Origin of the sequence: Caviibacterium pharyngocola (assembly GCF_002795405.1) — a bacterium.
GTDB classification, from domain to species: Bacteria; Pseudomonadota; Gammaproteobacteria; order Enterobacterales; family Pasteurellaceae; genus Caviibacterium; species Caviibacterium pharyngocola.
Genome location: NZ_PHGZ01000008.1, coordinates 16,146 through 42,700 on the forward strand (window position 1 = coordinate 16,146; position 26,555 = coordinate 42,700).

The following is a 26,555-nucleotide window of genomic DNA, read 5'->3' on the forward strand; positions in this document are numbered from 1 at the left end:
TAGAAAAAACGGATTTTATATAAAATTATACATCGAATGTATAATTATACACGCGATGTATAATTGTGTATAAAAAGAGAAACTAAAGCATTGAAATCGGTAAAGCAACCAGATCTTCCGCTAGCCATAAACGTTGCGGATATTGATTGATGATTACACCTGTGCCGATTTGAATCTCTGCTTCCGGCAAATTATCTTTCAATATTCCGAACGTTTTTGCCATTTTTTTATCGGGGCTTGCAGAGGTTTTAATTTCCACAGGATATAAAGTGCGGTCATATTCTATTAATAAATCTATCTCTTTTTGGTTGGTATCACGATAAAAATAAATCGGCGGTTCAATACCGTTATTATAAAAAGATTTGATAATTTCGCTTACCACAAAAGTTTCAAAAAATTGACCGCTCTTTGCACCTTGCGAAATAGTTTCCGGCGTCAACCATTTAGTCAACCACGCCATTAAACCGGTATCCAACATATAAACTTTCGGCGTTTTAATCGCGCGTTTGAGGTGATTATTATAATAAGGTCGCAACAAATAGATAATGCCGGAAGTTTCCAGAATTGTCGTCCAACGCTTAACCGTATCCACCGACACGCCCACTTCTTGCGCTACATTGCTGTAATTCAATAATTCGCCGCTACGCGCTGCAATCGCTACCATAAAACGGGTGAAATCGCTGATATTACTCACATTAGTTAAAGCGCGTACATCTCGTTCAATATAAGTGGAAACATAAGAAGCATAATAAATATCCCAATTTGTTTCTTGTTCATACAAGCGCGGCATATAGCCTTGATGAATGATTTTCCAAATATTTTCAATGGGTTTTACCGCTTTTTCACGACGAACGATATATTCTGTGGTCGGTACAAAAGGCGAATGGAAATCCGATTGCTGAATTTCTCTTAAGGAAAAGCCCTGCAATTTTAAAATCGCAATCCGCCCCGCTAGGGTTTCGCTGACATTTTGCATTAACTGAAATGCTTGTGAACCGGAAAGTAAATAAAGTCCGTTTTGTTTCTGTTTATCAATAGCAAGTTTTAGACTCGAAAACAATTCGGGTGCATATTGCACCTCGTCCAAAATCAACTTACCGCTGTGGTTAAGCATAAACAGCGTCGGATCATTCTGTGCCTGAGCAAGCAATACGGGATCATCAAAGCTAATATATTGATAATCTTCATTAATATGTTGCAATAAGGTGGATTTACCCACTTGTCTCGGACCTGTGATCAACACGGCAGGAAATTGTTTAATCAATGTTTTTAACAACAATGACATTTGGCGTTTATAAAAACTCATATTGATATTTTCAGTTTAATTTAAGATAGTATCGTAAATTAAACTAAAAATTATAAGATAAGTAAAGAGAAATCTAGTTTAATTTAAGATGGCATCGTAAATTAAACTAAATTTAAAATAAAAGAAAAAGTTAATTCAACATAAGATAATATATTGAACTAACTTTATTTCTTCTCCGATACCTTATCTGTTTTTACTGGATTGAGATAAAACAGAACCAGCTAATGACTTGGTTATATCAGAATAATGTTCAGAATTTAAAGCTTTTGATGCTTTTGTTTCCAATTCACTACTAGTAATTTTATCAGTATTAGTTTGAGCTAACACAGAACCTGCTAATTTTTTTTGAATTTGAGATGAATTAGGATCTCTTAAAACACTTGAAGCTAAAGAACTTAGCTGCGATGAACTCTGTTTAGACATTTAGCTATATCTCCATTTCTCTGTTTACCAATATGAGCAATGATCAAAAATTTGTCATTGCTCTATTAAGATATGAGCTCATCCATCTTTTTCAAGACTCTGTATAAAAATTAAAAGCTGAGCATTATACCCAGCTTTTTAACTTTTAGAACGAATTAAATCGAACGCTTAACCTCGACCACTTCGAATACCTCGATTTGGTCGCCGACTTTCACGTCGTTGTAGTTTTTCACGCCGATACCACATTCCATACCGTTACGCACTTCGGATACGTCGTCTTTGAAGCGGCGGAGAGATTCGAGTTCGCCTTCAAAGATAACCACATTATCACGTAGAACGCGGATTGGGTTGTTACGTTTCACGATACCTTCGGTTACCATACAACCTGCGATTGCACCGAATTTCGGATGGCGGAACACATCGCGCACTTCAGCCAAGCCGATGATTTCTTGCTTGAATTCAGGTTGTAACATACCGCTCATTGCTGCTTTGATTTCGTTTAATAATTCGTAAATAATTGAATAATAACGTAAATCAATGTTTTCCGATTCGATGATACGACGAGCGGAGGCATCGGCACGGACGTTGAAGCCAACGATAATCGCGTTGGATGCCGCAGCAAGCGTTGCGTCGGTTTCAGTAATACCGCCTACGCCGGAGCCGACGACATTCACTTTCACTTCGTCCGTTGACAATTCTTGTAACGCTTGAACAATCGCTTCGACGGAACCTTGTACGTCCGCTTTGACGATAACGTTAAGTTCAGCCACATCGCCTTCCGCCATATTGCTAAACATATTTTCCAGTTTCGCTTTTTGTTGGCGCGCCAATTTCACATCACGGAATTTGCCTTGACGATATAATGCCACTTCGCGCGCTTTTTTCTCGTCACGCACAACCGTCGCTTCGTCACCGGCAGCCGGTACGCCGGACAAGCCTAATACTTCCACCGGAATCGACGGGCCGGCGGCTTCGATATCTTTACCGTCTTCATCACGCATTGCGCGAACACGACCGTATTCAAAACCGCATAGTACGATATCGCCGCGACGTAAAGTACCGGATTGAACCAAAATAGTCGCAACCGGGCCGCGTCCTTTATCAAGATAAGATTCGATCACCACACCGCTTGCCATACCGTCTTTCACGGCGGTCAATTCAAGCACTTCGGATTGCAATAAGATCGCATCTAATAATTCGTCAACACCGGTACCTTTCTTCGCAGAAACATAAACGAATTGCGTGTCACCGCCGAATTTTTCCGCGATCACTTCGTGTTGTAACAATTCTTGCTCTACGCGATCCGGATTGGCTTCCGGTTTATCGATTTTATTCACCGCCACCACAATAGGTACGCCCGCCGCTTTCGCGTGCTGGATCGCCTCGATGGTTTGCGGCATTACTCCGTCATCCGCCGCAACGACAAGTACAACGATATCCGTTGCTTTCGCACCGCGCGCACGCATAGAAGTAAACGCCGCGTGTCCCGGGGTATCTAAGAAGGTGATCATTTTGCCGTCTTCGGTTTCAACGTGGTATGCACCGATATGTTGCGTAATACCGCCCGCTTCGCCTGCGGCGACTTTCGCTTTACGAATATAGTCAAGCAATGAAGTTTTACCGTGGTCAACGTGACCCATAATAGTCACCACCGGCGCACGATTCACTTTTTCCGCATTGACGTCACGATCTTCCAATACGGATTCTTCCAATTCGTTTTCTTTACGCAAGATCACTTTATGACCCATTTCTTCCGCAACCAACTGCGCGGTTTCTTGGTCGATCACTTGGTTAATCGTCACCATTTCGCCCATTTTCATCATTGTTTTGATGATTTCGGTAGCTTTCACCGCCATTTTATTGGCAAGTTCCGCGACGGTAATGGTTTCGCCGATCACCACATCGCGGTTAACCGGTGCGGCAGGTTTGGTAAAGCCTTGTTGAATGGCGCTGCCTTTCTTCGCTTGTTTACCTTTGCCACCTTTACCGTCTTTTTGGTTACGGCGATTCGATTCGCGCTCGTTTTTGGAACTTTCATCCTCACGTCCGCCTTTTTTCGCTTTCGCCACTTTATTTTTACCACGACCGCGATTTTCATTGCGACGTTCTTCTTCGTCTTCCGCTTCAAGAGCATAGCTAGAAGTCAAATGATAATCCGCATAATCGTCCGAACCGTCGTTATTGCCGTGTTCGTTTGCCATTTCCGCATAACGTTTGGCTTCTTCCGCCGCTTTACGCGCTTTTTCTTCGGCTTTTTGGCGGGCTAATTCATCCGCTTTGCGACGTAATTCCGCTTCTTCGGCGCGACGTTTTTCTTTTTCGCTGTCCGTGGCTTTTGCTTCCGCTTTAAGTGCGGTGTTTTTTTCGTTTGTTTTGCTTTCTGCCACTTTTGCCGCTGCTTGCGCTTTGGCTTTTTCTTCCGCCGCAAGACGCGCTTTTTCTTCCGCTTCGCGTTTGGCTTGTTCTTCCGCCGCTTTTTTCTCCGCTTCTTCCTTCGCTTTTAATTTCGCTTGTTCTTCCGCTTTGATCGCCGCTTCAGTCGGCACAGTACGTTTTTTACGCACTTCGACTTGCACTTCTTTGCTCCGACCACCGGTCGTCGTGCCGCTCACGGTCGTTTTAGTACGACGTTGTAAGCTCAGTTTTTTCGGAGCATTCGATTGTTTTACTTCATCCGTCATAATGTTATTACTCCTTATTCTTCACTGAACCAGCAAATATTACGCGCAGCCATAATTAATTCCGCCGCTTGTTCAGCGCTTAATTCTTCAATATCCGCCAAATCGTCCACGCCTTGTTCGGCCAGTTCTTCTAGTCCGGTAATGCCTTTTTCCGCTAATTTTAAGGCGATATGGCGATTCATTCCGTCAAGATTTAACAGACGATCCTCGATTTGCGCTTGTTTTAACGCTTCTTCCTCCGCAAGTGCGGTCGCGGTTAACACATTTTTCGCGCGGGTTTGAAGTTCTTCCACCAAATCTTCGTCTTCCAAACCGTCGATCGCGGTCAATTCGCTCACCGGCACATAAGCTAATTCTTCAAGGGTGGAGAAACCTTCTTCTACCAAGATATGCGCAAATTCTTCATCAATCTCAAGGGCGTTCATAAAGAGTTTCACCACTTTATTGTCTTCCGCTTGATGTTTTTCGTTTAGCTCGTCCGTGGTCATTACGTTCAACGTCCAACCGGTTAATTGCGTAGCCAAACGCACGTTTTGTCCGTTACGACCGATGGCTTGCGCCAAATTCGCAGATTCAACCGCAATATCCATCGAATGACTATCTTCGTCCACCACAATCGAACTTACGTCGGCAGGTGCCATTGCATTAATAACAAATTGCGCCGGATTATCATCCCATAACACGATATCAACGCGTTCGCCGCCCAATTCGTTGGTGATCGCCTGAACGCGCGCACCGCGCATACCGACGCAAGCACCCACCGGATCGATACGTTTATCGTTGCTTTTCACCGCAATTTTTGCACGCGACCCCGGATCACGCGCCGCGCCTTTAATTTCAATTAATTCTTCGCCGATTTCCGGTACTTCGATACGGAATAATTCGATGATCATTTCCGGTTTCGCACGAGTAACGAATAATTGCGCGCCTTTGCTTTCCGGATTCACCTTATAAAGCACACCGCGCACGCGATCGCCCGGACGGAAATTTTCGCGCGGTAACATATCTTCGCGCATAATCACCGCTTCCGCTTGCTGACCTAAATCCAAAATAATGCTTTCGCGGTTCACTTTTTTCACGGTACCGGTGACGATTTCACCTTCTTGCGAACGGAATTGTTCGACGATTTTATTGCGTTCCGCTTCACGAATTTTCGTGCTAATCACTTGGCGCGCGGTTTGCATTGTAATGCGGTCAAAGGCGACGGATTCGATTTGATCTTCCACATAATCGCCGATTTGCGCGTTCGGATCTTCGAATTGCGCCGCTTCCAAGGTAATTTCTTTGGTCGGGTTGTTAACGTGTTCTACGACCAACCAACGACGGAAGGTGTCGAATTCGCCGGTTTTGGTGTTAATCACTACGCGCACGTCGATTTCTTGTTCGTATTTCTTTTTTGTCGAAAGCGCAATGGCACTTTCCAAGGCTTCGAAAATTTTCTCGCGCGGTAATAATTTTTCATTTGATACGGCTTCCGCCGCCAATAAAATTTCTTTGCTCATTATGGTTTCTTCTCCCTTTCTAAATCTAGAATTTCGCAATAACATTCGCTTTTTGAATGTTACCGAACACAAAAATTTGTTCCTGACCGTCAACCGTTAAAGTCAACATATCATTGTCGATTTTTTCCAATTTACCTTGCCATTTACGACGATCCGACACCGGAATACGCAAATGCAATGCAATATCTTCGCCGATAAAACGTTGATATTGCGCCAAAGTGAACAGCGGGCGATCCAAACCCGGTGAAGACACTTCAAGATTGTATTTATCCGCAATCGGATCTTCCACATCCAGCACTGCGCTGACTTGGCGACTGACATCGGCGCAATCATCAACCGTCACGCCGCCTTCTTTGTCAATATATAAGCGAACGGTTAAAAATCGACCGCTGCGCTGACATTCGATACCCCAAAGTTCGCAGCCTAAATCTTCTACCGAACTTTGTAATAAATCTTGTAATTTTTCCTCTAAAGTTGCCAAAACAACCTCCTAAAACTCAAAATTAAGACATAAAAAAAGGGCAATCAGCCCAGTTCTACATCTAAATTGCTCGTACAAAAAAACCCCAAAATTGGGGTTCCTTTACTGAACTTGTTGTAAAGTGGTTGCGGGGGCCGGATTTGAACCGACGGCCTTCGGGTTATGAGCCCGACGAGCTACCAAGCTGCTCCACCCCGCGTCCGAAATATGGTGACATTATAGGGCTTTTAGGTATTAATATCAAGTTTTTATTATAAAAAATCACGCACGACAGCTTATCATTGGTTATTTTGCACAAAAAATCTTAATATTTCCACCGCACTTTCGCGGCGTTCATCGCCGAATCCGCGTTAGAATCGAATGCCACTGCCGACACCGACGCCCAATCCGACACCGTTACTTCCGCCGCCGACACCGAATCCGCCGCCTACCGTACAAGCCGTCAACGCCAGCGCAAAAAATAAAATCATTAATTTCTTCATTGTAATTTCCTCAGGGTTAATCAAAAGGGACGTTTTCAAACATCCGATAAACTGCGACCAAATCGCGTTTCGCCACAGATTTAAATAATAACAAGAAACGATATAACCAATGATAGCGTCGCAAGGTCGCCAGCGTTTTTTGCCACACGTCTTTTTCACAATAAGTGCGGTATTTTTCGATGCAGTTTTTCATTTCATCGTCGGATAACTCTCCGGTTCGCCCTAAACTGTGAATAAAAATCAAACTGTCGCGCACCTTCCGCGAGAGCAAATCCGCCTTGGATTCGCGGGATTCGAAATCGATAAACAGCACTTTTCCGTTATCCCAAAGCATATCGCGCAGCGCCGGTCGCCCGTGAATCAAACCTTGTTGATGCAAATTCGCCAAAGCTTTCGCCGCGTCCTCCACGAATTGCATTTTTTGCGTGGCATCCAAAGTTTCATCGCTCAAGCGAGAACCGATAGACACGCCGCCGTCTTTTAATACGAAAAAATCTTCACCGAACAACATTAATTGCGGCACCGGCGCATTTTTTCGATTTAACTCGCTTAGCGTGCGCAACTCCCGCGCGAACGCCGCTTTCGGCTGCGGTTTTAATATCCGCCAAACACCGGTTAATTTTTCCGGCTGCTTAAGCCAAAATATTTCGCCCGCATAGTCGAAACGAGTTATTCGCTCGCCGCGATAACGCTCAAGCATATGCTGCACATAATCAGTAAAAGATAATTGGTCGGACGCCGACATTATTCGTCTCTCTTTATTTGTTTTTGCTAAAAAGTGCGGTGAAAATCCGCAAAATAATTTGTTTATCCGCAATAAATCGACTACATTGGATTTAAATGCAAAATAATTTGTCTATATTAGCATAAAAATATTTTTCTCGGAAAAAAGAACCCAAGGAGCCGAAATGTTCAACAAATTATTCTCTTATTGCCTGATTTTATTAGGCATATTTTTTGCCGCCAATGCCTCGGCGTTTTCCGTGACGGAAAACGAAATCAACGCTTATTTGGCAAAGAAAAATCAAATTAACGATAAATTCGGTTTACCCGGTTTATTTTATATTGACTATAATTTACACGATCTTTCCACAAAAGTCGGACAAATTGACGAAAAACGAGTGGAAATCAGCGGTACGATCGACGGCAGTTTCAGCCTCAAAAATAAACCTATCGTCGCCACGTTGAATTTAACCTTCGACACCGTTCCCTATTATGATCCGCAAGAAGGTTCGGTTTATTTAAAAGACGTCAGAATTTTGCGTTGGTCGGGCTCGCCGGATAGCGCAATGCAACAACTGCAAGGCATAATGCCCTTTTTAAGCCAGAACATTGCAAGTCTAATTAACCATATCCCGATCTACACGTTGGATGACAGCAAAGCGCGCGATGCGATCATCAAAAAATTCGCCAAAGGCATTCGCGTGGAACAAGGGAAATTGGTGTTGGAATCGGATTTTTTATAAAAAAACGCCCTGAGATTTTCAGGGCGTTGTCGTTTTAGCGGGATAAAAATAACGCCGCCGCGCCGCGCACACCACCGGAATCGCCGTAACGCGCTTTTTTGATTAACGGAATTTTCGCACTGCGCATTAAATGTGCCGGTAAGGCTTTCGGCAAGGCTTCGTATAAATAATCGAAATTCGATAAGCCGCCGCCTAACACGATCACATTCGGATCAAGTGCGGTGATAATATTGCCGATTGAGATCGCGCAAAGTTCGATAAATAATTCGACGAATTCCACCGCACTTTGCTCGCCGGCGTAGAATTTTTCGATAATTTCTTTGGCGGATAACGCCTCGCCTTTTAAATCGCGATAGAGCATTTCAAAGCCGCGACCGGATAAATAGGTATCCAAACAGGCACGGTTGCCGCAGCCGCAATCATAAATCGGCGCTTTATCCCAGCCCAATAATTTCAAGGCGTGATAATTTAATTGCAAATGACCGAGCTCGCCCGCCATTCCCGTTTGTCCGGAATGTACTTTGCCGTCGATGACGATACCGCCGCCGAAACCGGTGCCGAGGATCAAGCCCAATACGCAAGGATATTGTTGATTTTCTTCGTCCCAAGCTTCGGAAAGCGCGAAGCAATTCGCGTCGTTTTCCGCCCGCACTTCGCGATCCAAACGTTCGGATAAATCTTTCAAAATCGGTTTGTTATCGGCAACGCGAATATTGGTGATTTCCGCAATGCCCGTTTCTTTGTTAACGAATCCTGGCAAACCTAACCCGACCGTGCCTTTACAACCGAATTTTTCATCGGCTTTTTTCACCAAATTTACGATGGCATTCAACCATTCTTCATAGTTATCTTGCGGGGTCGGCACGCGTTCGGAATACTGTCTTTCCAACTTTTCATTAAAAACGGCAAGTTCGATTTTCGTGCCGCCGATGTCAAATCCGTAATACATTTTTTCTCTCCAATTTGATTTAAACTAAACATTCATTTCGTTCGCGTCTCACGAGGTAAAACGCGATAAATTGCAACGACAAACGCCATTACGTATAAAAAAACTCGCCAAATTTTAACCGCACTTCGCCCTATTTTTCTATGCGAAAGATCAGTTTTTTCTGCAAAAAAGCAAATAATCCGAGATGTAACAGCCAAGCGATTAAAATGGAAACACCTAAATCTATCGGATAATGCATACCTAAACGTAATCTGCTGATTAAAATTAATAACGCCCAAATCGCGATAACAGGAACGAATTTCTTGATTTTCGGCGCTTGTTTGCCGAAAAGCTCGGAAAATCCCACCGCCAACATTAGCCACGAGGCGGCAAAAATACTGTGACCGGAAGGAAAAGAATAACCGGTTTCTTTCGCGCGATGTTCGATCAACCAAGAAGGAACGGATTGTGGTTCGAGCGACAAATCCGAATAATATCGACGCACCCAATAGGCGCGCGATTTGCGATCTGCATTATAAAAAAATTGTCGATCAACTTCCGAATGTTGTTCCATTGCAACCACAAACGGACGCGGTTCGGCAAACAGTGTTTTTAATCCGCTTTTTATACCTTGGGTCAAACCGATGGAACACAGCATTAACGCGATGATCCATAGCGCCGTTTTTCTATCCTTTATCGCGCGGAAATACAAGAAGATAAAAAATGCGCAAGTCAACAAGGCATAAGGCAAGCTGCCGGTTTCCGTTACCAGATATAAAAAATAATCAACGGCGCCGTTCGTTTCGTTTTCTTGCCATTGCCAATGGCTTAACCACGCAAAAATCGGGACAAAGCAAAGCAATAAGGTATATAATGACAGGCGTTTTAACATTTTAATAACTTAAAAAGATTTGAAGGGCTTATTTTAGCATTATTCAATAAAAAGAGAATAAGGATTCGTTTATGTCAAAAATTCAGCTTGTGACTGAAGCTAATCTGCCGACCGAATTCGGTATTTTTCGGATTGTCGGCTTTGAATTTCCCGATACGAAAAAAGAACATATTGCGCTGGTAATGGGCGATATTGCCGATCAAGCGGAGCCGGTGCTTGCGCGTATTCACTCGGAATGTTTAACCGGCGACGCATTGCACAGTTTAAAATGCGATTGCGGTTTTCAACTGGCAACGGCGTTGCGACAAATCAGCGAAGCCGGACGCGGCGTGTTGATTTATCATCGCGAAGAAGGTCGCGGCATCGGTTTGATCAATAAAATCCGCGCCTATTCTTTACAAGATAAAGGTTTGGACACCATTGAGGCGAATCTCGCCCTCGGTTTTGCCGCGGACGAACGAAATTTTTCCGTATGCGCCGATATGTTCGAGTTGTTAGGCGTGAAACAAGTGCGTTTGCTCACCAATAATCCGGCAAAAATCGATACGATGAAAAAAGCGGGCATTAATGTAGTGGAACGCGTGCCGTTGAATGTCGGCGAAAACCGCTACAATACCGAATATTTGGATACCAAAGCCAAAAAAATGGGACATTTTATCGTGCATAATAATCAAAAACATTTGTTAGACTGTCCGCATTGCCAAGAAGAAATTCCGCGTAAATAAAGAAAAGGTCACGGCGCGTAATCACACGCGCCGCAAATGCTCTTACCAGCAAAATTTCCGCATAAAACGCCTGATTTTTTTGTAAAAAAAGCATACAATGCTCGGCAGATTTGCACCCTGCCGAAAATCTTGTTAAAGTGCGGTGTAATTTTGTGCCGAATCACTGAATGTAGGAAAGACAAATGAGCCAAGAATATTTAGATTTTGAATTGCCGATCGCGGAATTGGAAGCAAAAATCGAATCATTACGTTCCGTCGCCGATCAAGACGATAAAATTAACCTTGACGACGAAATTGCGCGTTTACAAAAGAAAAGCGCCGAATTAACGCAAAAAACCTTTGCCAATTTAGATGCGTGGCAGGTTTCGCGTATGGCGCGTCATCCGAATCGTCCGTACACCTTGGATTATATCGAACATATTTTCACCGAATTTGAAGAGCTCGCCGGCGATCGCGCTTTTGCCGACGATAAAGCCATTATCGGCGGATTGGCGCGCTTAGACGGCAGACCGGTTATGGTTATCGGTCATCAAAAAGGTCGCAGCGTAAAAGAAAAAGTACAACGCAACTTCGGAATGCCGGCACCAGAAGGTTATCGCAAAGCTTTGCGTTTAATGCAAATGGCGGAACGTTTTAATCTGCCGATTATTACCTTTATCGACACACCGGGTGCTTATCCGGGCGTCGGCGCGGAAGAACGCGGTCAATCGGAAGCCATTGCGCGCAATTTACGCGAAATGTCCACCTTAAAAGTGCCGGTGATTTGCACCGTTATCGGCGAAGGCGGCTCCGGCGGTGCTTTGGCAATCGGCGTGGGCGATAAAGTCAATATGTTGCAATATAGCACTTATTCGGTAATTTCACCGGAAGGTTGCGCCTCTATTTTATGGAAAAGCGCCGACAAAGCTTCCACCGCAGCGGAAGTAATGGGCTTAACCGCCAATCGTCTAAAAGAATTAAAATTAATCGATAATATCGTGAAAGAACCGCTCGGCGGCGCGCATCGCAACTATGAAGAAACGGCGAATAATCTCAAACAACGTCTTTTAAGCGATTTAGCCGATCTTGACGTGTTAGATAAAGACACCTTATTGGATCGTCGTTATCATCGTTTAATGAGTTACGGATATTGCTAAAAAATTAAATCGAGCGGTTTTTTAACCGCTCTTTTGTTAGATTTTATTAATTTATCGGGAAGTTATAATGAAACACATCCTTTCAATTCAATCTCACGTCGTTTACGGCTATGCGGGCAATAAATCCGCGACTTTTCCAATGCAATTACTCGGTGTTGACGTTTGGGCGTTGAATACCGTGCAATTTTCCAACCATACCCAATACGGCAAATGGACGGGAATGGTAATTCCGAAAGAACAAATCGGCGAAATTCTGCGCGGTATCGATGAAATCGGCGAATTAAGCAAATGTAACGCCGTGGTTTCCGGCTACATCGGTTCCGCCGAGCAAGTGGAAGAAATCGTCAACGCCGTGCATAAAGTAAAACAACGCAATCCGAACGCGCTATATTTATGCGATCCGGTAATGGGCCATCCGGATAAAGGCTGTATCGTGGCGGACGGTGTAAAAGAAGGCTTAATCAACATCGCAATGGCGCACGCCGATATTATGACGCCAAATTTGGTCGAATTGCGCGAACTGAGCGGATTAACCGTGGAAAACTTCGAGCAAGCCATTGAGGCGGTAAAAGTGATCCGCAGCAAAGGCCCGAAAAAAGTATTGGTGAAACATTTGAGCAAAGTCGGACAAGATCCGAGCAAATTCGAAATGTTATTGGCAACGGAAGAAGGCATTTGGCACATTAGCCGCCCACTGCACGATTTTGCCAAAGAACCTGTGGGCGTCGGCGATTTAACCGCCGGATTATTTATCGCGAATTTGCTAAACGGCAAATCCGATTTAGAAGCGTTCGAACACACGGCTAACGCGGTTAACGACGTAATGGAAACCACACACCGTGCGGGCTCCTATGAATTGCAACTTATCGCCGCGCGCGATTTGATTGTTACGCCGAAAAGCCAATACCGCGCGAATAAAATCGCTTAACCCGAACGCAGGGCGGCAACCGTCGCCCTTAATAAAAATGTCGATTTATCCGCAATTTTTACAGCAAATCAGCCGGTATTATCCGCATCAACAACGTTTTCTTATCGGCTTTAGCGGCGGATTGGATTCTACCGCCTTGCTTGCTCTTTTTGCTAAACTCGCCGAAAATCAACCGCACTTACAGCTGCGCGCTATTCATATTCATCACGGATTCAGCCCGAATGCGGATGACTGGGCGGAACATTGTCACCAAATGTGCCGACAATTCAACATTCCGCTTATTGTCGAACGTGTTACGCCGACGAGCGAAAACGGCATTGAAGCTGGCGCCAGAGAAGCGCGCTATCAAGCGATTCAACGCTATTTGACGGAAAATGAAGTATTGGCAACCGCGCATCATCAGCAAGATCAAACGGAAACCTTCTTTTTAGCGTTAAAACGCGGTAGCGGATTGCAAGGATTAAGCGCAATGCAAGTGAACAGTTGCGCATTTGGCGTGCCGATTTTTCGCCCGCTGCTCCCCTTTTCACGTGCCGAATTGGAAGATTATGTTCGCACGGAAAATCTCAGTTGGATTGAAGACGAAAGCAATGCGGATAATCGCTATGAACGCAATTTTTTGCGCAACACCGCTCTGCCGATTTTGCGCCGCCGTTGGCAGCATTTTGACGACGCGGTACAACGCACCGCGCAACATTGTTTCGAACAACAACAGCTGATTAACGAATTATTGGCGCAAGATTATCAAAAAATCTATCGTCAATCCGACCGCACTTTATCACTGATCGACTTTGCGGAATATTCGCCGGCGAAACAAAAAGCGCTGTTAAGACAATGGCTGGCGGAATTCGGTTTGCAAATGCCCTCGTTAATTCAAACGGAACAAATCATTCGGGACGTGATTTTCGCCCGTTCGGATCGCAATCCGCATTTTCGCTTTGCCGAGCAACAAATTCGTCGCTATCAACAACGTTTATACCTCACGCCCGATTTTGCCGATTTAAGCCGAGTGATTTTGCCCGTTGTACCGAACCAACGGCTTTCGCTGCCTGATGATTTGGGCGAATTTGTGCTGGAACAGAGGGCGAACGGATATATGGCAAAATGGCAAAATCATATTCAACCGCTGCCGCCGACAACTTTGCCGATTCAAATTCGTTTTGCTTACGGCGGCAAAGTGCGCAATCCGCAAGGAATTCGACAAGACATCAAAAAACTGTGGCAAAAACATAATGTACCGGTGTGGTTACGTCAGCGTATTCCGTTAATTTTTTACGGCGAGCATTTTCAAAGTGCGGTCGGTTTTTTTGAAAATTTTGAGCGTGTCGAATAGGCATAAAAAAACTCGGCATTTTCGCGCCGAGTTTTTTAGTGTTTGTTGAACTTTAACCGAAATTTATTTGCCGATCACTTCGATTCCGCCCATATAAGGACGCAAAACTTCCGGCACGGTAATGGAACCGTCTGCGTTTTGGTAGTTTTCCAACACTGCGACTAAGGTGCGTCCGACTGCTAAACCGGAACCGTTTAAGGTGTGCACCAAACGGGTTTTCTTATCGCCTTTAGCGCGGCAACGCGCTTGCATACGACGCGCTTGGAAGTCCCACATATTCGAGCAAGAAGAAATTTCACGATAGGTATTTTGCGCCGGCACCCAAACTTCCAAATCGTAGGTTTTTGCCGAACCGAAACCCATATCACCGCTGCAAAGCAACACTTTACGATACGGCAAATTCAATAATTGCAATACTTTTTCCGCGTGACCGGTTAATTCTTCCAAAGCTTCCATTGATTTTTCCGGCTCGACGATTTGCACCATTTCCACTTTGTCGAATTGGTGCATACGAATCAATCCGCGCGTATCACGACCGTAAGATCCCGCTTCGGAACGGAAACAAGGCGTATGTGCGGTCATTTTTATCGGTAAATCCGCCTCGTCGATAATTTCGTCGCGCACCAAATTGGTCACCGGCACTTCCGCCGTCGGGATTAGCGCATAAGGTTGTTCGCCTTCCAACGGTTTAGTATGGAACAAATCTTCGCCGAATTTCGGTAATTGTCCCGTACCGTATAATGTGGAATGATTAACCAAATACGGCACATAGGTTTCGGTATAACCGTGTTGTTCGGTGTGCAAATCCAACATAAATTGCGCCAATGCACGGTGCATTTTAGCGATTTGACCTTTCATTACCGCAAAACGCGCGCCGCTTAATTTAACGCCGGAGGCAAAATCCAAGCCGTCAAGCTGTTCGCCCAAAGTGACGTGATCTTGAATTTCAAAATCAAAGGTACGCGGCGTGCCCCAGCGGGAAATTTCTTTATTTTCCGTGTCGTCTTTGCCCAGCGGCACTTCATCCGCCGGAATGTTCGGAATGGTTAAGGCGATTTCGTTTAATTCCGCCAACACATCGTCAAGTTTCGCTTTCGCCATACTTAACTCAATGCCCATATGATCCACTTCTTCCAACAACGGCGCAATATCTTCGCCGCGTGCTTTCGCCGCGCCGATTGCTTTGGAACGCGCATTACGCTCCGCTTGTAAAGTTTCCGTCTTTACTTGCAAAGATTTACGTTGTTCTTCCAAGTCGGCGATTTTTTCGACGTTTAATTCGAAACCGCGTCTGATTTTTAATTTTTCCGCGACTTCCGCAAGATTATTACGCAATAAATTTGGATCGATCATATTGTTACCTTAATCTAATTTGATTTTGTACAGTTCTATAATGCGGATTATTTTAGCTCGGTTTGCAAAAATAAACCAGTTATCCGCGTGATTTATAACGAATATTGTTACTTTGTTTATCCGATTCGCGTAAGCGCGCCAATTTTTCGCTGATTTGAATTTCCATTCCTCTGGCAACCGGAAAATAATATTGCGTATCCTGCAAAGGCTCCGGAAAATAATTTTCGCCGGCGGCATAGGCATTCGGCTCGTCGTGGGCATAGCGATATTCCGCACCGTAGCCCAAGCCTTTCATTAATTCGGTCGGCGCGTTGCGTAAATGTTCCGGTACATCATAATCCGGCGTTTCCGTCGCGAGTTTTTTCGCTGCTTTAAACGCGGTATAAACCGCATTGCTTTTCGGCGCTACGGCAAGATACACAATGGCTTGAGCAATGGCTCTTTCGCCTTCCGCCGCGCCGACGCGGGTAAAACAATCCCACGCGGCAATCGCCACTTGCATTGCGCGCGGATCCGCGTTGCCCACATCTTCCGAGGCAATGGCAAGCAAACGGCGCGCCACATATAAGGGATCGCCGCCGGCAGTAATAATGCGCGCATACCAATATAATGCCGCGTCGGGCGCCGAGCCTCGTACGGATTTATGCAAGGCGGAAATCAAATCATAAAAACGATCGCCGCGTTTATCAAAGCGCGCTTGCCGTTCGCCCAATATTTCGCGCAACAAAGTGCGGTCTAATAATTTTCCGTTTTCGCCTTCTTCCGCCATATCCGCGCTTAATTCGAGACAATTCAACGCCAAGCGGGCGTCGCCGTTAACATATTCGGCTAAATCCTGCAGAAAATTCGGCGCTAAAATCAACCGCTCTTTACCTAAGCCGCGCGTTTCATCTTCCACCGCTTGGCGTAAGACTTTTTCGATTTCCTTCGTGGTGAGGGATTTTAAAATATACACGCGCGCACGCGACAGCAAGGCGCTGTTTAATTCGAAAGAAGGATTTTCCGTGGTGGCGCCGATGAAAATAATCGTGCCGTCTTCAATATGCGGTAAAAACGCGTCTTGCTGACTTTTATTAAAACGATGAACTTCATCCACGAACAAAATCGTGCGCCGATCCGCCAGTTTGTTTTGTTTTGCTCGGTCGATCGCTTCGCGGATTTCTTTAATGCCGCCGGTGACCGCCGAAATACGCTCCACTTCGGCGTTAATTCGCGCAGCGATAATTTCCGCCAAAGTAGTTTTGCCCGTGCCGGGCGGGCCCCAGAAAATCATCGAATGAATATGCCCCGCTTCGATAGCTTTACGCAGCGGTTTACCTTCGCCGAGCAAGTGGGATTGACCGCAATACTGCGCCAATGATGTCGGGCGCATTCGCGCGGCAAGCGGGCGAAAATCGTTTTCCGCAAAATCAAAACTAAGATTAGACATTTCAACCTCCCGTGAATCATCGGTTGAATCAAATAATGAGATGCCGACTATTTTAGCCGAAAATAAAAAAATCGGCACGGGTAAATGCCGTGCCGAAATGTAAGTTTATAGAGATTTATTTTTTCTTACGCTGATCGTCTAATTCCGCATTTTTCGGTACGCTGAATTTAAACAAATCGTCCGCGAGAGGTTGATTGGTAATATTGCGCAACACATACAAGTTCGCTTGTCCGTCTTTTTCAATGGTGCTGAAATTTTTCAACACGCCGTCCGCTTCGATACGAATATCAAATTGTTTGATATTACTTTTGGCAGATTTCGGTTTTAAGGTAAATGTATCGGCTTTTTGTTCCACCGTATATTGTTTCCAGTGGCTCGAATCATTACTGGTTAACAGCACGAACGGCGTGTTGTTCACCGCTTCGCTCACCCAATTCGCCGTGACTTGTTCGACGAAAGGATCGTAAAACCACAAGGTTTTGCCGTCGGAAATAATTTGTGTTTCTTGCGGCGATTTATTGTCCATTCGGAACAAATTCGGGCGTTTGATCTGAATTTTACCGCTGCCTTGCTGAATTTCTTTGCCTTTCGGATCGCTGACTTTTTGCGTGTAATCCGCGCTTAATACATCCACTTTGTTCAAGCGGTTTTGCAATTCGCTCGCCGCGTCCGCCCAAGCGAAACCGCTAACGGAAGCCAATAAAAGTGCGGTGAGTTTTAAGGTTGTTTTTTTCATCAAATATCTACCTTATGGTTGAAACCCCGCCATTTATGGCGGATAATTTAATTGGAAGAGGCATAACCTCTTCCAATTCAGGGCAACACATAGGGCCTCGATCTTGTGAGGCTCTGTGTGTTGAAACATTCGGATTTTCCTTTAATACAGAAAATTAATCATACCTTTATGACAATAAAAAGGCGGGTTCGTTCACCCGCCGATTAATTTTTCGCTTAGCGCCGGATTAATAGTCGGGGCGACGGGCTAAAATTTCCCGTTTGCCGTTTTGTTGTGCGGAAACGATGCCCTGTTCTTCCATTTGATCCATTATGCGCGCCGCACGGTTAAAACCTACACGGAAACGGCGTTGAATGGAGGAAACGGAGGTCGTGCCCGTGCTGAGAACAAATTCCATTACCTGATCGAATAAATCGTCCAGCTCGCCGTCATCCGCGCCGCGTTCGCCGTCGGCGGATTCTTCCTCTTCCGCGCCGTCCAAAATGCCGTCGATATAATTCGGTTTGCCGCGCGCGCGCCAATCGTCCGCGATACGCGCTACTTCATCGTCGCTCATAAAGGCGCCGTGCACCCGAATAAGATCCGAGGAGCCTTGTCCGGAATACAACATATCACCGCGTCCGAGCAAGGCTTCCGCACCGCCTTGATCCAAAATAGTGCGCGAGTCGATTTTGCTCGCCACGGTAAAGGCGATTCGGCTCGGAATATTGGCTTTAATCAAACCGGTGATCACATCCACCGACGGGCGCTGCGTCGCCAAAATCAAATGGATACCGATAGCTCGCGCTTTTTGCGCCAAGCGCGCGATTAATTCTTCGATTTGTTTGCCGGCGACCATCATCAAATCGGCAAATTCATCCACGATCACCACAATATAACTGAGTTTTTCCAACGCCGGCGGTAAGGCATCCATTGTGTCGCCCGGTCGCCAAATCGGATTCGGAATCGGCATTCCCATTGCGTTATATTCGTCGATTTTTTCGTTATAACCTTCGATATTACGCACGCGCAACGCGGACAAAAGTTGATAACGGCGTTCCATTTCGTCCACGCACCAACGCAACGCGTTCGCCGCTTTTTTCATATCGGTGACCACTTCCGTCAATAAATGCGGAATATCGTTATAAATGGATAACTCCACGACTTTCGGGTCGATCATAATGAACTTCACTTCTTCCGGTTTGACGCGGAATAATAAGCTGAGAATCATTGTATTCACGCCCACGGATTTACCCGAACCGGTCGAGCCCGCCACCAATAAATGCGGCATTTTCGCCAGATCCACCACCACAGGTTTGCCGCTAATGTCCTTACCGAGCGCCATTGATAACAAGGATTTCGATTGACGAAATTCGTCGCTGTCCAACACATCGCGCAGCGGCACGGTTTGGCGGTGCGTATTCGGCGTTTCAATACCGATATAAGGCTTACCCGGAATCACTTCCGCCACCCGAATGGAACGGAACATTAACGCCCGCGCCAAATCCGTATCGATTCCGGTGACTTTCGAGGCTTTAACACCCGGTTGTAATTCCAACTCGTAACGCGTAACCACCGGCCCGACCAACACGTCTTTCACCGTGGCTTTTACGTTAAAATTGCGCAGTTGTTGTTCAATACGTTGCGAAGTTTCGATAATTTCTTCTTGCGTAATATCTTGCGCCTGCGTCGGGCGATGTTCCAACAAATCCAAGCTCGGCAACGGCGTGGTCGGTTTGGCTTTGCTGACGGCTTTTTGTTGCAATGCGGGGTGAATCAACGAATTGCCGTAAGGTTTGTAATCCGGCGCGGCAGTAATTGTCGGTGAAATTTCCACCGCACTTTCTTCTTTATTTAGAATCACATTCAACGCGTCTTCCGCGTCCATTGCTTTTGCGCGCTGTTCCATTTCGGCGAAACGCTGTTTTTGCTGTTCTTCGAATTGGCGGGCAAGCTCCGTCATTTCCGCGTCGTCCGCTTCTTTCGTTAAACTTTCCGTTTCATTCAAACGAACCGTAATAGACGCCGAGGCATCAAAATCAGGCGCAACACTTTGCACCGGCGGAATGGAAACCGTCGGGATCGGCATTTCGTCACGTTCAAAGGTGTAATCGGATTCTCGGCTAAAATCCACCGCACTTTGTTGCGCTTGCTGTTGCACTTGAGTGTGCGGCAGCGGCGCTGTCGGCGCAAAGTTTTGATTGTGCGCCGTAACATCCATTACCGCGATACTTACATTCGGTAAATCGTCGATTTGATCCACGCCGTATCCGCTAAATGCATCCGCAGTAATATTTTCGTGCAACGGTTCTGAATGAATCGGCGTTTGTTGCAATACGGACTGCGTCACTTGTTCCGTCGGTTTTTCGTTATTCAATCCGCTGATTTGAATAAAGCGATTAACGTCCACCAAATCCACTTCTTCCGCAGAATCGTTTTTTTCTTCCGTTTGGAACACGGCGGATTGCGGAATTTTAATTTCTTCCGGTGGCTCGACGAATTCGTTTTCTTCGGCAAGCGGTTGTTCTTCCGTTTCCGTTGCCGGTTCTTCGTTTTTCATCGTTAGCCAATAATAAAATTTCACCAACAAACGAATCAACGACGCGCCAGAACACACGATAAAGCCGACCACGCTTAAAATAAAGCCGCTTAATAAAATGCCGAATTTACCGATTAGCGGAAAAAACGAAACCACCAAACTACCGCCTAATACACCGCCCGCCAGATAATACAGGCTGTTTGATAATAACAATGCTGCTAAAGCGGTTAATCCGCATAATAGCAAGGAGAAACCGAACAAGCGCAAAAATAAGCGCGTCCACGTTAGGCTGTCGCGACGTTTGGTGCGGATAAAATAAATCGGCGCGATAAATAACACGAAAGGCATAATGTTGCCGATGTGTCCGAATAAAGCGAAAAACAGATCGATAAACCACGCGCCGAGTTTGCCGGCTTTATTAATGGTTTCAGGCTGCGAGGAAGACACCGACCAAGAACTGTCCAACGGACTGTAACCCGACCAAGCGATAATTAAATAAAGACCGAAAAGTGCGGTCAATCCTAACAACATTTCGACGAGATATTGTTTCGGGGTAAAATGCGCGGTAATTCGTTTAATCATTGTTTATTTTAATTGTAAAAAATTGGTTTGTTTGACTTCTTCCATTACGACGTAAGTACGCGTGTCGTTTACGCCCGGCAAGCGCAACAAGGTTGTACCCAGCAGTTTACGATACGCCGCCATATCCGCCACGCGGGTTTTGAGCAAATAGTCAAAATCGCCGGAAACCAGATGACATTCTTGAATTTCGTCTAATTGTTGCACGGCGGCGTTAAATTCCTCGAACACGTCCGGACGCCCGCGCACCAAGGTGATTTCGACGATTACCAATAACGGCGAATCCAATAATTCCGGATTTAATAATGCTCGATAACCCATTATCACGCCTTGTTTTTCCAAGCGTTTCACCCGCTCCAAACAGGGTGTCGGTGACAAACCGACCTTTTTAGACAAATCGATATTGGAAATTTTGCCGTTACGTTGCAATTCGTTCAGAATTTTGATGTCAATCGCATCAAGCGCTTTAGGGAGTTTCTTTTCCATAGTCTTTCCGATAATTAAATAGAGGTAATTTATGCTAAAAAATACAAATCTTTCCTGATTTTACACTATTTCATTAGATTTTTATGCGTTTTTTTTGTAAAAATAAAGAACCAAATCGGCAACATTTCGCCGCCGTTTAACTTTAGATAATGTGAACTTTATGACAAATCCGTTTAATGCGCGCTGGACCTCGCGCGGTAATACGCTCTGTTTGGGGCATTGGGAAATTTTTTATCAAGATCAACACTTGATTTTGCCCGAAAATAAGCGCGAGAAAGATATGGGCACGAAAGGTATTTATAATTTTATCGATCCTGATGACGAGCTTTATTTGGAAGGTTTGGACAAAGAGGATTGGATTGTCGCCAATATCGACTGGCTAAGCGATGTATTTATTGCAGCGGACGTGCCGTTAGAAGAAGCCTATTTTCGTCACTTTTATCAAGCGGTCAATCGGGAAGATTGGCGCTGCGGCAGCTGCGGAGGCTGTATTTAAACGCCTCCGCCCTCGGTTTATAAATTATCCAACACATCCAATGCATCGGATAATTTTTTCACGGTGAAAACTTGCATATTTTGCACCGCACTTTTCGGTTTATTCGCGAAGGGGACGATCGCACGTTTGAAGCCGTGTTTCGCCGCTTCACTGATACGTTCTTGTCCGCTCGGCACAGGGCGAATTTCGCCCGCCAATCCCACTTCGCCGAATACAACCAGATCTTGCGGCAGCGGGCGATTGCGGAAACTGGAAATCAACGCCAATAATAACGCGAGATCCGCGCCGGTTTCCGTCACCTTTACACCGCCGACCACATTAACGAAAATATCCTGATCCGACATTTGTAATCCGCCGTGACGATGTAGCACCGCCAATAATAACGCCAAGCGATTTTGTTCCAAGCCCACTGCCACGCGGCGCGGGTTCGCCAACATCGAATGATCCGCCAGCGCTTGAATTTCTACCAACAACGGACGTGTCCCTTCCCATAACACCATCACCGAACTGCCCGCCGTTTGTTCTTCGCCGCGACTTAAAAAAATCGCCGACGGATTTTTTACTTCGCGCAAGCCTTGTTCGGTCATCGCAAAAACGCCCAATTCGTTCACCGCGCCGAAGCGATTTTTATGGCTGCGCAAAGTGCGATAGCGGGAATCCTTTTCGCCTTCCAGCAGTAAAGAACAGTCGATAACGTGTTCCAACACTTTCGGGCCGGCGAGCGTGCCGTCTTTGGTGACGTGCCCGACCATCACAATCGCCACTTGGCGAGTTTTCGCGTAACGGGTTAAAAACGACGCGCATTCGCGCACTTGCGCCACGCTGCCTGGTGAGGATTGAATGTCGGCTAAATGCATTACTTGAATGGAGTCGATCACAATCACTTGCGGTTTGAGTTGATCCGCCAGCTGACAAATTTGTTCTACCGAAGTTTCCGACAGCACATTCAAGCGATCCGGCGGCAAACCCAATCGACTGGCGCGCATTGCCACTTGTTGCAAGGATTCTTCACCGGTGACATAAAGTGCGGTCATTTTTTGCGACAAACCGCACATTACTTGTAATAATAAGGTACTTTTCCCCGCGCCCGGATGTCCGCCGATCAAAATGGCGCTGCCCGGCACGATTCCGCCGCCCAAAACGCGATCCAACTCGTTAAATCCGCTGCTAAAACGCGGCAGTTCTTGCAAACTGATGTCCGCCAGCGTTTGAATTTTCGCCCGCGTTTCGCCGGCATAACCGCTGAAACGGTCGTTTTTGCTCGCCGAGGCGCTGACTAATCGCACTTCGCTAATGGTATTCCACGCTTTACAGGCGGAACACTGCCCTTGCCAGCGCGAAAATTCCGCGCCGCAATCATTACATACATAAGCCGTTTTCGGTGCTTTTGCCATTTTTTAATCGTTCTCGTTTAACGTTAATAAAATCAAATCCAACATTCTGTGCACATATTGCGCCGAATGTAATAATTCCAATAATTTCGCCATCGCTTTGGCGTTATCTTTGGTTTCGCTATGGAAACGAATAATCTCTTTCATTGCCGCCAATAAACGCGAATGGCTATCTAACAAGCGCAACATCAGATCATCTTCGCGGTGTAATCGTCCGCTTTCAATCTGTTCGTTCACCGCACTTTCAAGCAATTTGCCGTTTTCACTATAAAAATGATACAAATTAAAAAATGCACCGACCCGCTCCACCGTGCGCAAGAAATTTTGCGCAAAGAAATCCGCGCCCAAATTGACGGTTTCTTCGATTAAATCCTGTTCGAACTGAAAAAGTGCGGTCAATTTTTGCAACGGTTTCGGCATATTTTGCGAACTTTGTAAAAAATCTTTCCAACGTTCCAGCCAATCTTGAGCGGAAGGCATTTTTCCGGCAACCAATCGATAGCCGCGCTGTGCTTTGCTTGCCGAACTAAGGCGAACGCCGTTTTCTAGGGTTAAAGAAGCGACAAAACGCAATAAATCCGTAATTTTGCCTTGTTTTAATTCGAATTCCACTTCACAGATCGGCTCGCGTTTTTCGCCGGCGACGATTTCGCCTTGATCCAACGCCACTTCAATAACCGTACCGCCCTGTTCCACCAACCATAGGCGACGCTGAAAATCCGTTGAAAAAATAGCTTGTAGCGACAACTGCAACCAGCTTTTATCCAAATCGTAGCGCGTGACTAATTCGGTTAAATCCGCTTTGTTTTCCGCTAACGGGACATTATATTCCGGGCGAATATGCAAGCCGCCGGCGACTTTTCCGTCGGTTTTTAACGTTAAGGTGAAATCATCGTTTTCGCGACGAATGCGCAAGCCCATTTTATGCGCGGCGAAAAAGCCGTCGGTGCTGTCATAATAGCTGTTTCCTAAGAAAATCGTTTGTTGCGATATTACGTTCAGTCCGCTGAGCGCTTGGCTTAAAAATTCGGCAAAATCAGGCGACACCGCCAATTTGAGTTCCACTTCATTACTCATCATTAATTCCTTTAATATCAAAACATTAGCTATTTTAAAACAAGCGGATTACAACCCGTTTATCCGCATTATCCGATAAATCGCAATTTTTTTCGATTAAAATCGTGAATTTTTCACCGACATAGAGTAATATGCGCGCAGAATTGTTATCAACCCCATTAAGGAGTTTTCTATGGCAGTAAATAATATCCTCGGATTATTTGCTCACTCACCGTTAAAACCATTGCAGCAACATTCCAATAAAGTGACGGAATGCTGCAGCTTTTTAGTGCAATTTTTTGAATATACTTTTACAAACGATTGGGAAAATGCGGAAAAAGTGCGTCAACAAATTTCGGAAGCGGAACGTCAAGCGGATTCATTAAAACGCGAAATTCGTTTGAAACTGCCGCGCGGTTTGTTTATGCCGATTGATCGCACGGATTTATTGGAATTGGTTACGCAGCAAGACAAACTTGCCAACTACGCCAAAGACATTGCCGGACGAATGATCGGACGTCAATTTTCCTTCCCGCAAGAAATGCAAGAAGAATTTATGAAATATGTCTGCCGCAGTTTGGACGCCACCGTGCAGGCGCATCGCGTGATCGACGAAATGGACGGTTTATTGGAAACCGGTTTTAAAGGTCGTGAATTGAATTTCGTCAATAATATGATTCAGGCGTTAGACGATATTGAAGACGATACGGATCAAATGCAAATTAAATTACGTTTAATGTTACGTTCCGTAGAAGGACGTTATAACCCTATCGACGTAATGTTCTTATATAAAATCCTTGAATGGATCGGTGTGTTGGCGGATCAAGCCCAACGCGTAGGTTCGCGCATTGAATTAATGTTGGCTCGTTCTTAATCACAACTCGATAACATAGGGGAAACACTATGGAACTTATTCAACACTACGGCACGATACTCGTTATTATTACCGCCGCATTCGGCTTTTTTATGGCATTCGGCGTGGGTGCCAACGATGTTTCTAACGCGATGGGTACTTCCGTCGGTTCGGGAACGATTACCGCCAAACAAGCGATTATTATTGCGATGATCTTTGAATCCGCCGGGGCATATCTTGCCGGCGGCGAAGTGACCGAAACCATTAAAAGCGGTGTGATTAATACCATTGAATACGCTGCAACGCCCGAAGTGCTCGCGTTAGGGATGATGGCTGCGCTATTTTCTTCCGGCTTATGGCTCTTGCTCGCCTCAAAAATGGGTTGGCCGGTATCCACCACGCATACGATTATCGGTGCGATCATCGGTTTCGCCTGCGTCACCGTCGGACCGCATTCCGTCGATTGGGGCTCAATCCGCAATATCGTCGGCAGCTGGTTTATTACGCCGGTTATCGCCGGTATTCTGGCTTATGTGATTTTCTTCAGCACGCAAAAATTAATCTTCGATACGGAAAAACCTTTACGTAACGCACAAAAATACGGGCCTTATTATATGGGTGTGACTATCTTTATTTTATGTGTCGTTACCCTTACCAAAGGATTGAAGCACGTCGGTTTACACTTAAGCGGAACGGAAACCACCGTGATTTCTGTGGGAATCAGTGCCATTTCGATCGTTACCAGCTATTTCTATTTCCGCAGTAAAAAATTCCGCCAAACCGTGCGTTCCGGCACATTCGGCGCAGTGGAAAAAGTGTTCAGCATTTTGATGTTGCTCACCGCTTGCGCAATGGCGTTCGCGCACGGCTCGAACGATGTTGCCAATGCGATCGGCCCGGTTTCCGCCGTAGTATCGATTGTGGATAATCAAGGGCAAATCGTGGCGAATAGTCCGCTGGCTTGGTGGATTCTGCCGTTAGGCGCGTTGGGCATTGCATTAGGTTTGATTATTATGGGTTACAAAGTAATGGCGACAATCGGTACCGGTATTACGGATTTAACGCCGAGCCGTGGTTTTGCCGCGCAATTTGCCACTGCGACCACTGTAGTTTTAGCGTCCGGTACGGGTTTACCGATTTCCACCACACAAACTTTAGTCGGCGCAATTTTAGGTATCGGCTTTGCGCGCGGTATCGCGGCGTTAAACTTAACGGTTATCCGCAATATCGTCGCCTCTTGGGTGGTTACCTTACCGGCGGGCGCATTATTTTCCATTATCATTTATTATATTTTACACGCGATTTTCATTTAGTCGAAAATTCAGCGTCAAAGGGAGCGGCATTCTGTGCTTTGTCTCTCTCGCAAAGTGCGGTA

Annotated in this window: 24 protein-coding genes and 1 tRNA gene; 8 read left to right on the forward strand and 17 right to left on the reverse strand. The window is 45.6% G+C overall.

The annotated features are described in order from the left end of the window. Positions 1-82: 82 nt before the first annotated feature. The 8 genes from CVP04_RS04010 to CVP04_RS04040 all read right to left on the reverse strand — a co-directional run bounded on the left by CVP04_RS04010 (position 83) and on the right by CVP04_RS04040 (position 7,620). Complete coding sequence (locus CVP04_RS04010; protein ID WP_100296234.1) at positions 83-1,306, reverse strand: ATP-binding protein; 1,224 nt, start codon at positions 1,304-1,306, stop codon at positions 83-85. Positions 1,307-1,489: 183 nt separating this feature from the next. Then, complete coding sequence (locus CVP04_RS04015) at positions 1,490-1,729, reverse strand: hypothetical protein (protein ID WP_100296235.1); 240 nt, start codon at positions 1,727-1,729, stop codon at positions 1,490-1,492. A 155-nt stretch (positions 1,730-1,884) separates the two neighbouring features. Beyond that, positions 1,885-4,410 (reverse strand): translation initiation factor IF-2, encoded by a 2,526-nt coding sequence (infB, locus tag CVP04_RS04020; protein ID WP_100296236.1) that lies wholly within the window; start codon positions 4,408-4,410, stop codon positions 1,885-1,887. Between the two features lie 14 nt (positions 4,411-4,424). Next, complete coding sequence (gene nusA / locus CVP04_RS04025; protein WP_100296237.1) at positions 4,425-5,912, reverse strand: transcription termination factor NusA; 1,488 nt, start codon at positions 5,910-5,912, stop codon at positions 4,425-4,427. Between the two features lie 25 nt (positions 5,913-5,937). Beyond that, positions 5,938-6,393 carry a ribosome maturation factor RimP gene (gene rimP, locus CVP04_RS04030; RefSeq protein WP_100296238.1) on the reverse strand — a complete coding sequence of 152 codons (456 nt, stop codon included), beginning with the start codon at positions 6,391-6,393 and terminating at the stop codon, positions 5,938-5,940. Positions 6,394-6,515: 122 nt separating this feature from the next. Next, positions 6,516-6,592 (reverse strand) — tRNA-Met (locus CVP04_RS04035). Between the two features lie 151 nt (positions 6,593-6,743). Then, a complete protein-coding gene (locus CVP04_RS12425; protein WP_279324762.1) occupies positions 6,744-6,875 on the reverse strand; it encodes a hypothetical protein in 132 nt (43 codons plus the stop codon). A gap of 16 nt (positions 6,876-6,891) precedes the next feature. Further along, complete coding sequence (locus tag CVP04_RS04040; protein ID WP_100296239.1) at positions 6,892-7,620, reverse strand: BUD32 family EKC/KEOPS complex subunit; 729 nt, start codon at positions 7,618-7,620, stop codon at positions 6,892-6,894. A 163-nt stretch (positions 7,621-7,783) separates the two neighbouring features. On the opposite strand from CVP04_RS04040, the gene CVP04_RS04045 reads away from it, so the two are divergent. Then, a complete protein-coding gene (locus CVP04_RS04045) occupies positions 7,784-8,341 on the forward strand; it encodes a YceB family lipoprotein (RefSeq protein ID WP_100296240.1) in 558 nt (185 codons plus the stop codon). 34 nt (positions 8,342-8,375) lie between these two features. Here the strand turns inward: CVP04_RS04045 and nagK are convergent, their stop codons facing one another. Together nagK and CVP04_RS04055 are read right to left on the reverse strand one after the other, a co-directional pair. After that, on the reverse strand, positions 8,376-9,290 hold the full coding sequence (gene nagK, locus CVP04_RS04050) for an N-acetylglucosamine kinase (RefSeq protein ID WP_100296241.1): 915 nt from the start codon (positions 9,288-9,290) through the stop codon (positions 8,376-8,378). Between the two features lie 130 nt (positions 9,291-9,420). Next, a complete protein-coding gene (locus CVP04_RS04055; RefSeq protein ID WP_100296242.1) occupies positions 9,421-10,161 on the reverse strand; it encodes a phosphatase PAP2 family protein in 741 nt (246 codons plus the stop codon). Positions 10,162-10,232: 71 nt separating this feature from the next. On the opposite strand from CVP04_RS04055, the gene ribA reads away from it, so the two are divergent. From ribA to tilS, 4 genes are all read left to right on the forward strand, one after another. Then, positions 10,233-10,886, forward strand: coding sequence for a GTP cyclohydrolase II (gene ribA, locus CVP04_RS04060; RefSeq protein WP_100296243.1), 654 nt, complete (start codon positions 10,233-10,235; stop codon positions 10,884-10,886). A 182-nt stretch (positions 10,887-11,068) separates the two neighbouring features. Beyond that, on the forward strand, positions 11,069-12,022 hold the full coding sequence (accA, locus tag CVP04_RS04065) for an acetyl-CoA carboxylase carboxyl transferase subunit alpha (protein ID WP_100296244.1): 954 nt from the start codon (positions 11,069-11,071) through the stop codon (positions 12,020-12,022). Between the two features lie 67 nt (positions 12,023-12,089). Beyond that, positions 12,090-12,950 carry a pyridoxal kinase PdxY gene (gene pdxY / locus CVP04_RS04070; protein WP_100296245.1) on the forward strand — a complete coding sequence of 287 codons (861 nt, stop codon included), beginning with the start codon at positions 12,090-12,092 and terminating at the stop codon, positions 12,948-12,950. A gap of 37 nt (positions 12,951-12,987) precedes the next feature. Beyond that, positions 12,988-14,283, forward strand: a complete 1,296-nt coding sequence (tilS, locus tag CVP04_RS04075) for a tRNA lysidine(34) synthetase TilS (protein ID WP_100296246.1) — start codon at positions 12,988-12,990, stop codon at positions 14,281-14,283. A 63-nt stretch (positions 14,284-14,346) separates the two neighbouring features. Here the strand turns inward: tilS and serS are convergent, their stop codons facing one another. The 5 genes from serS to lrp form a co-directional block, all read right to left on the reverse strand. After that, complete coding sequence (gene serS, locus CVP04_RS04080) at positions 14,347-15,636, reverse strand: serine--tRNA ligase (RefSeq protein ID WP_100296247.1); 1,290 nt, start codon at positions 15,634-15,636, stop codon at positions 14,347-14,349. A gap of 79 nt (positions 15,637-15,715) precedes the next feature. Then, positions 15,716-17,065 carry a replication-associated recombination protein A gene (locus CVP04_RS04085; protein ID WP_100296383.1) on the reverse strand — a complete coding sequence of 450 codons (1,350 nt, stop codon included), beginning with the start codon at positions 17,063-17,065 and terminating at the stop codon, positions 15,716-15,718. Between the two features lie 115 nt (positions 17,066-17,180). Beyond that, positions 17,181-17,801, reverse strand: coding sequence for an outer membrane lipoprotein periplasmic chaperone LolA (lolA, locus tag CVP04_RS04090; RefSeq protein WP_100296248.1), 621 nt, complete (start codon positions 17,799-17,801; stop codon positions 17,181-17,183). A gap of 226 nt (positions 17,802-18,027) precedes the next feature. After that, positions 18,028-20,901 carry an FtsK/SpoIIIE family DNA translocase gene (locus CVP04_RS04095; RefSeq protein ID WP_100296249.1) on the reverse strand — a complete coding sequence of 958 codons (2,874 nt, stop codon included), beginning with the start codon at positions 20,899-20,901 and terminating at the stop codon, positions 18,028-18,030. A gap of 3 nt (positions 20,902-20,904) precedes the next feature. Further along, positions 20,905-21,384: a leucine-responsive transcriptional regulator Lrp gene (gene lrp, locus CVP04_RS04100; protein ID WP_100296250.1), complete on the reverse strand. Its 480-nt coding sequence runs from the start codon at positions 21,382-21,384 to the stop codon at positions 20,905-20,907. Positions 21,385-21,544: 160 nt separating this feature from the next. Here lrp and CVP04_RS04105 point away from each other — a divergent pair, with 160 nt between their 5' ends. Then, positions 21,545-21,880 (forward strand): hypothetical protein, encoded by a 336-nt coding sequence (locus CVP04_RS04105; RefSeq protein ID WP_100296251.1) that lies wholly within the window; start codon positions 21,545-21,547, stop codon positions 21,878-21,880. A 17-nt stretch (positions 21,881-21,897) separates the two neighbouring features. Here CVP04_RS04105 and radA read toward each other — a convergent pair whose 3' ends face one another. After that, entirely contained in the window at positions 21,898-23,274 is a 1,377-nt protein-coding gene (gene radA / locus CVP04_RS04110; RefSeq protein ID WP_100296252.1) for a DNA repair protein RadA, read from the reverse strand. A gap of 3 nt (positions 23,275-23,277) precedes the next feature. Beyond that, positions 23,278-24,348, reverse strand: coding sequence for a CYTH domain-containing protein (locus CVP04_RS04115; RefSeq protein ID WP_100296253.1), 1,071 nt, complete (start codon positions 24,346-24,348; stop codon positions 23,278-23,280). A 172-nt stretch (positions 24,349-24,520) separates the two neighbouring features. Between CVP04_RS04115 and CVP04_RS04120 the strand changes: the two genes are divergently transcribed. After that, positions 24,521-25,201, forward strand: coding sequence for a TIGR00153 family protein (locus CVP04_RS04120; protein WP_100296254.1), 681 nt, complete (start codon positions 24,521-24,523; stop codon positions 25,199-25,201). Between the two features lie 29 nt (positions 25,202-25,230). Further along, entirely contained in the window at positions 25,231-26,493 is a 1,263-nt protein-coding gene (locus CVP04_RS04125) for an inorganic phosphate transporter (RefSeq protein ID WP_100296255.1), read from the forward strand. Positions 26,494-26,555 lie beyond the last annotated feature (62 nt).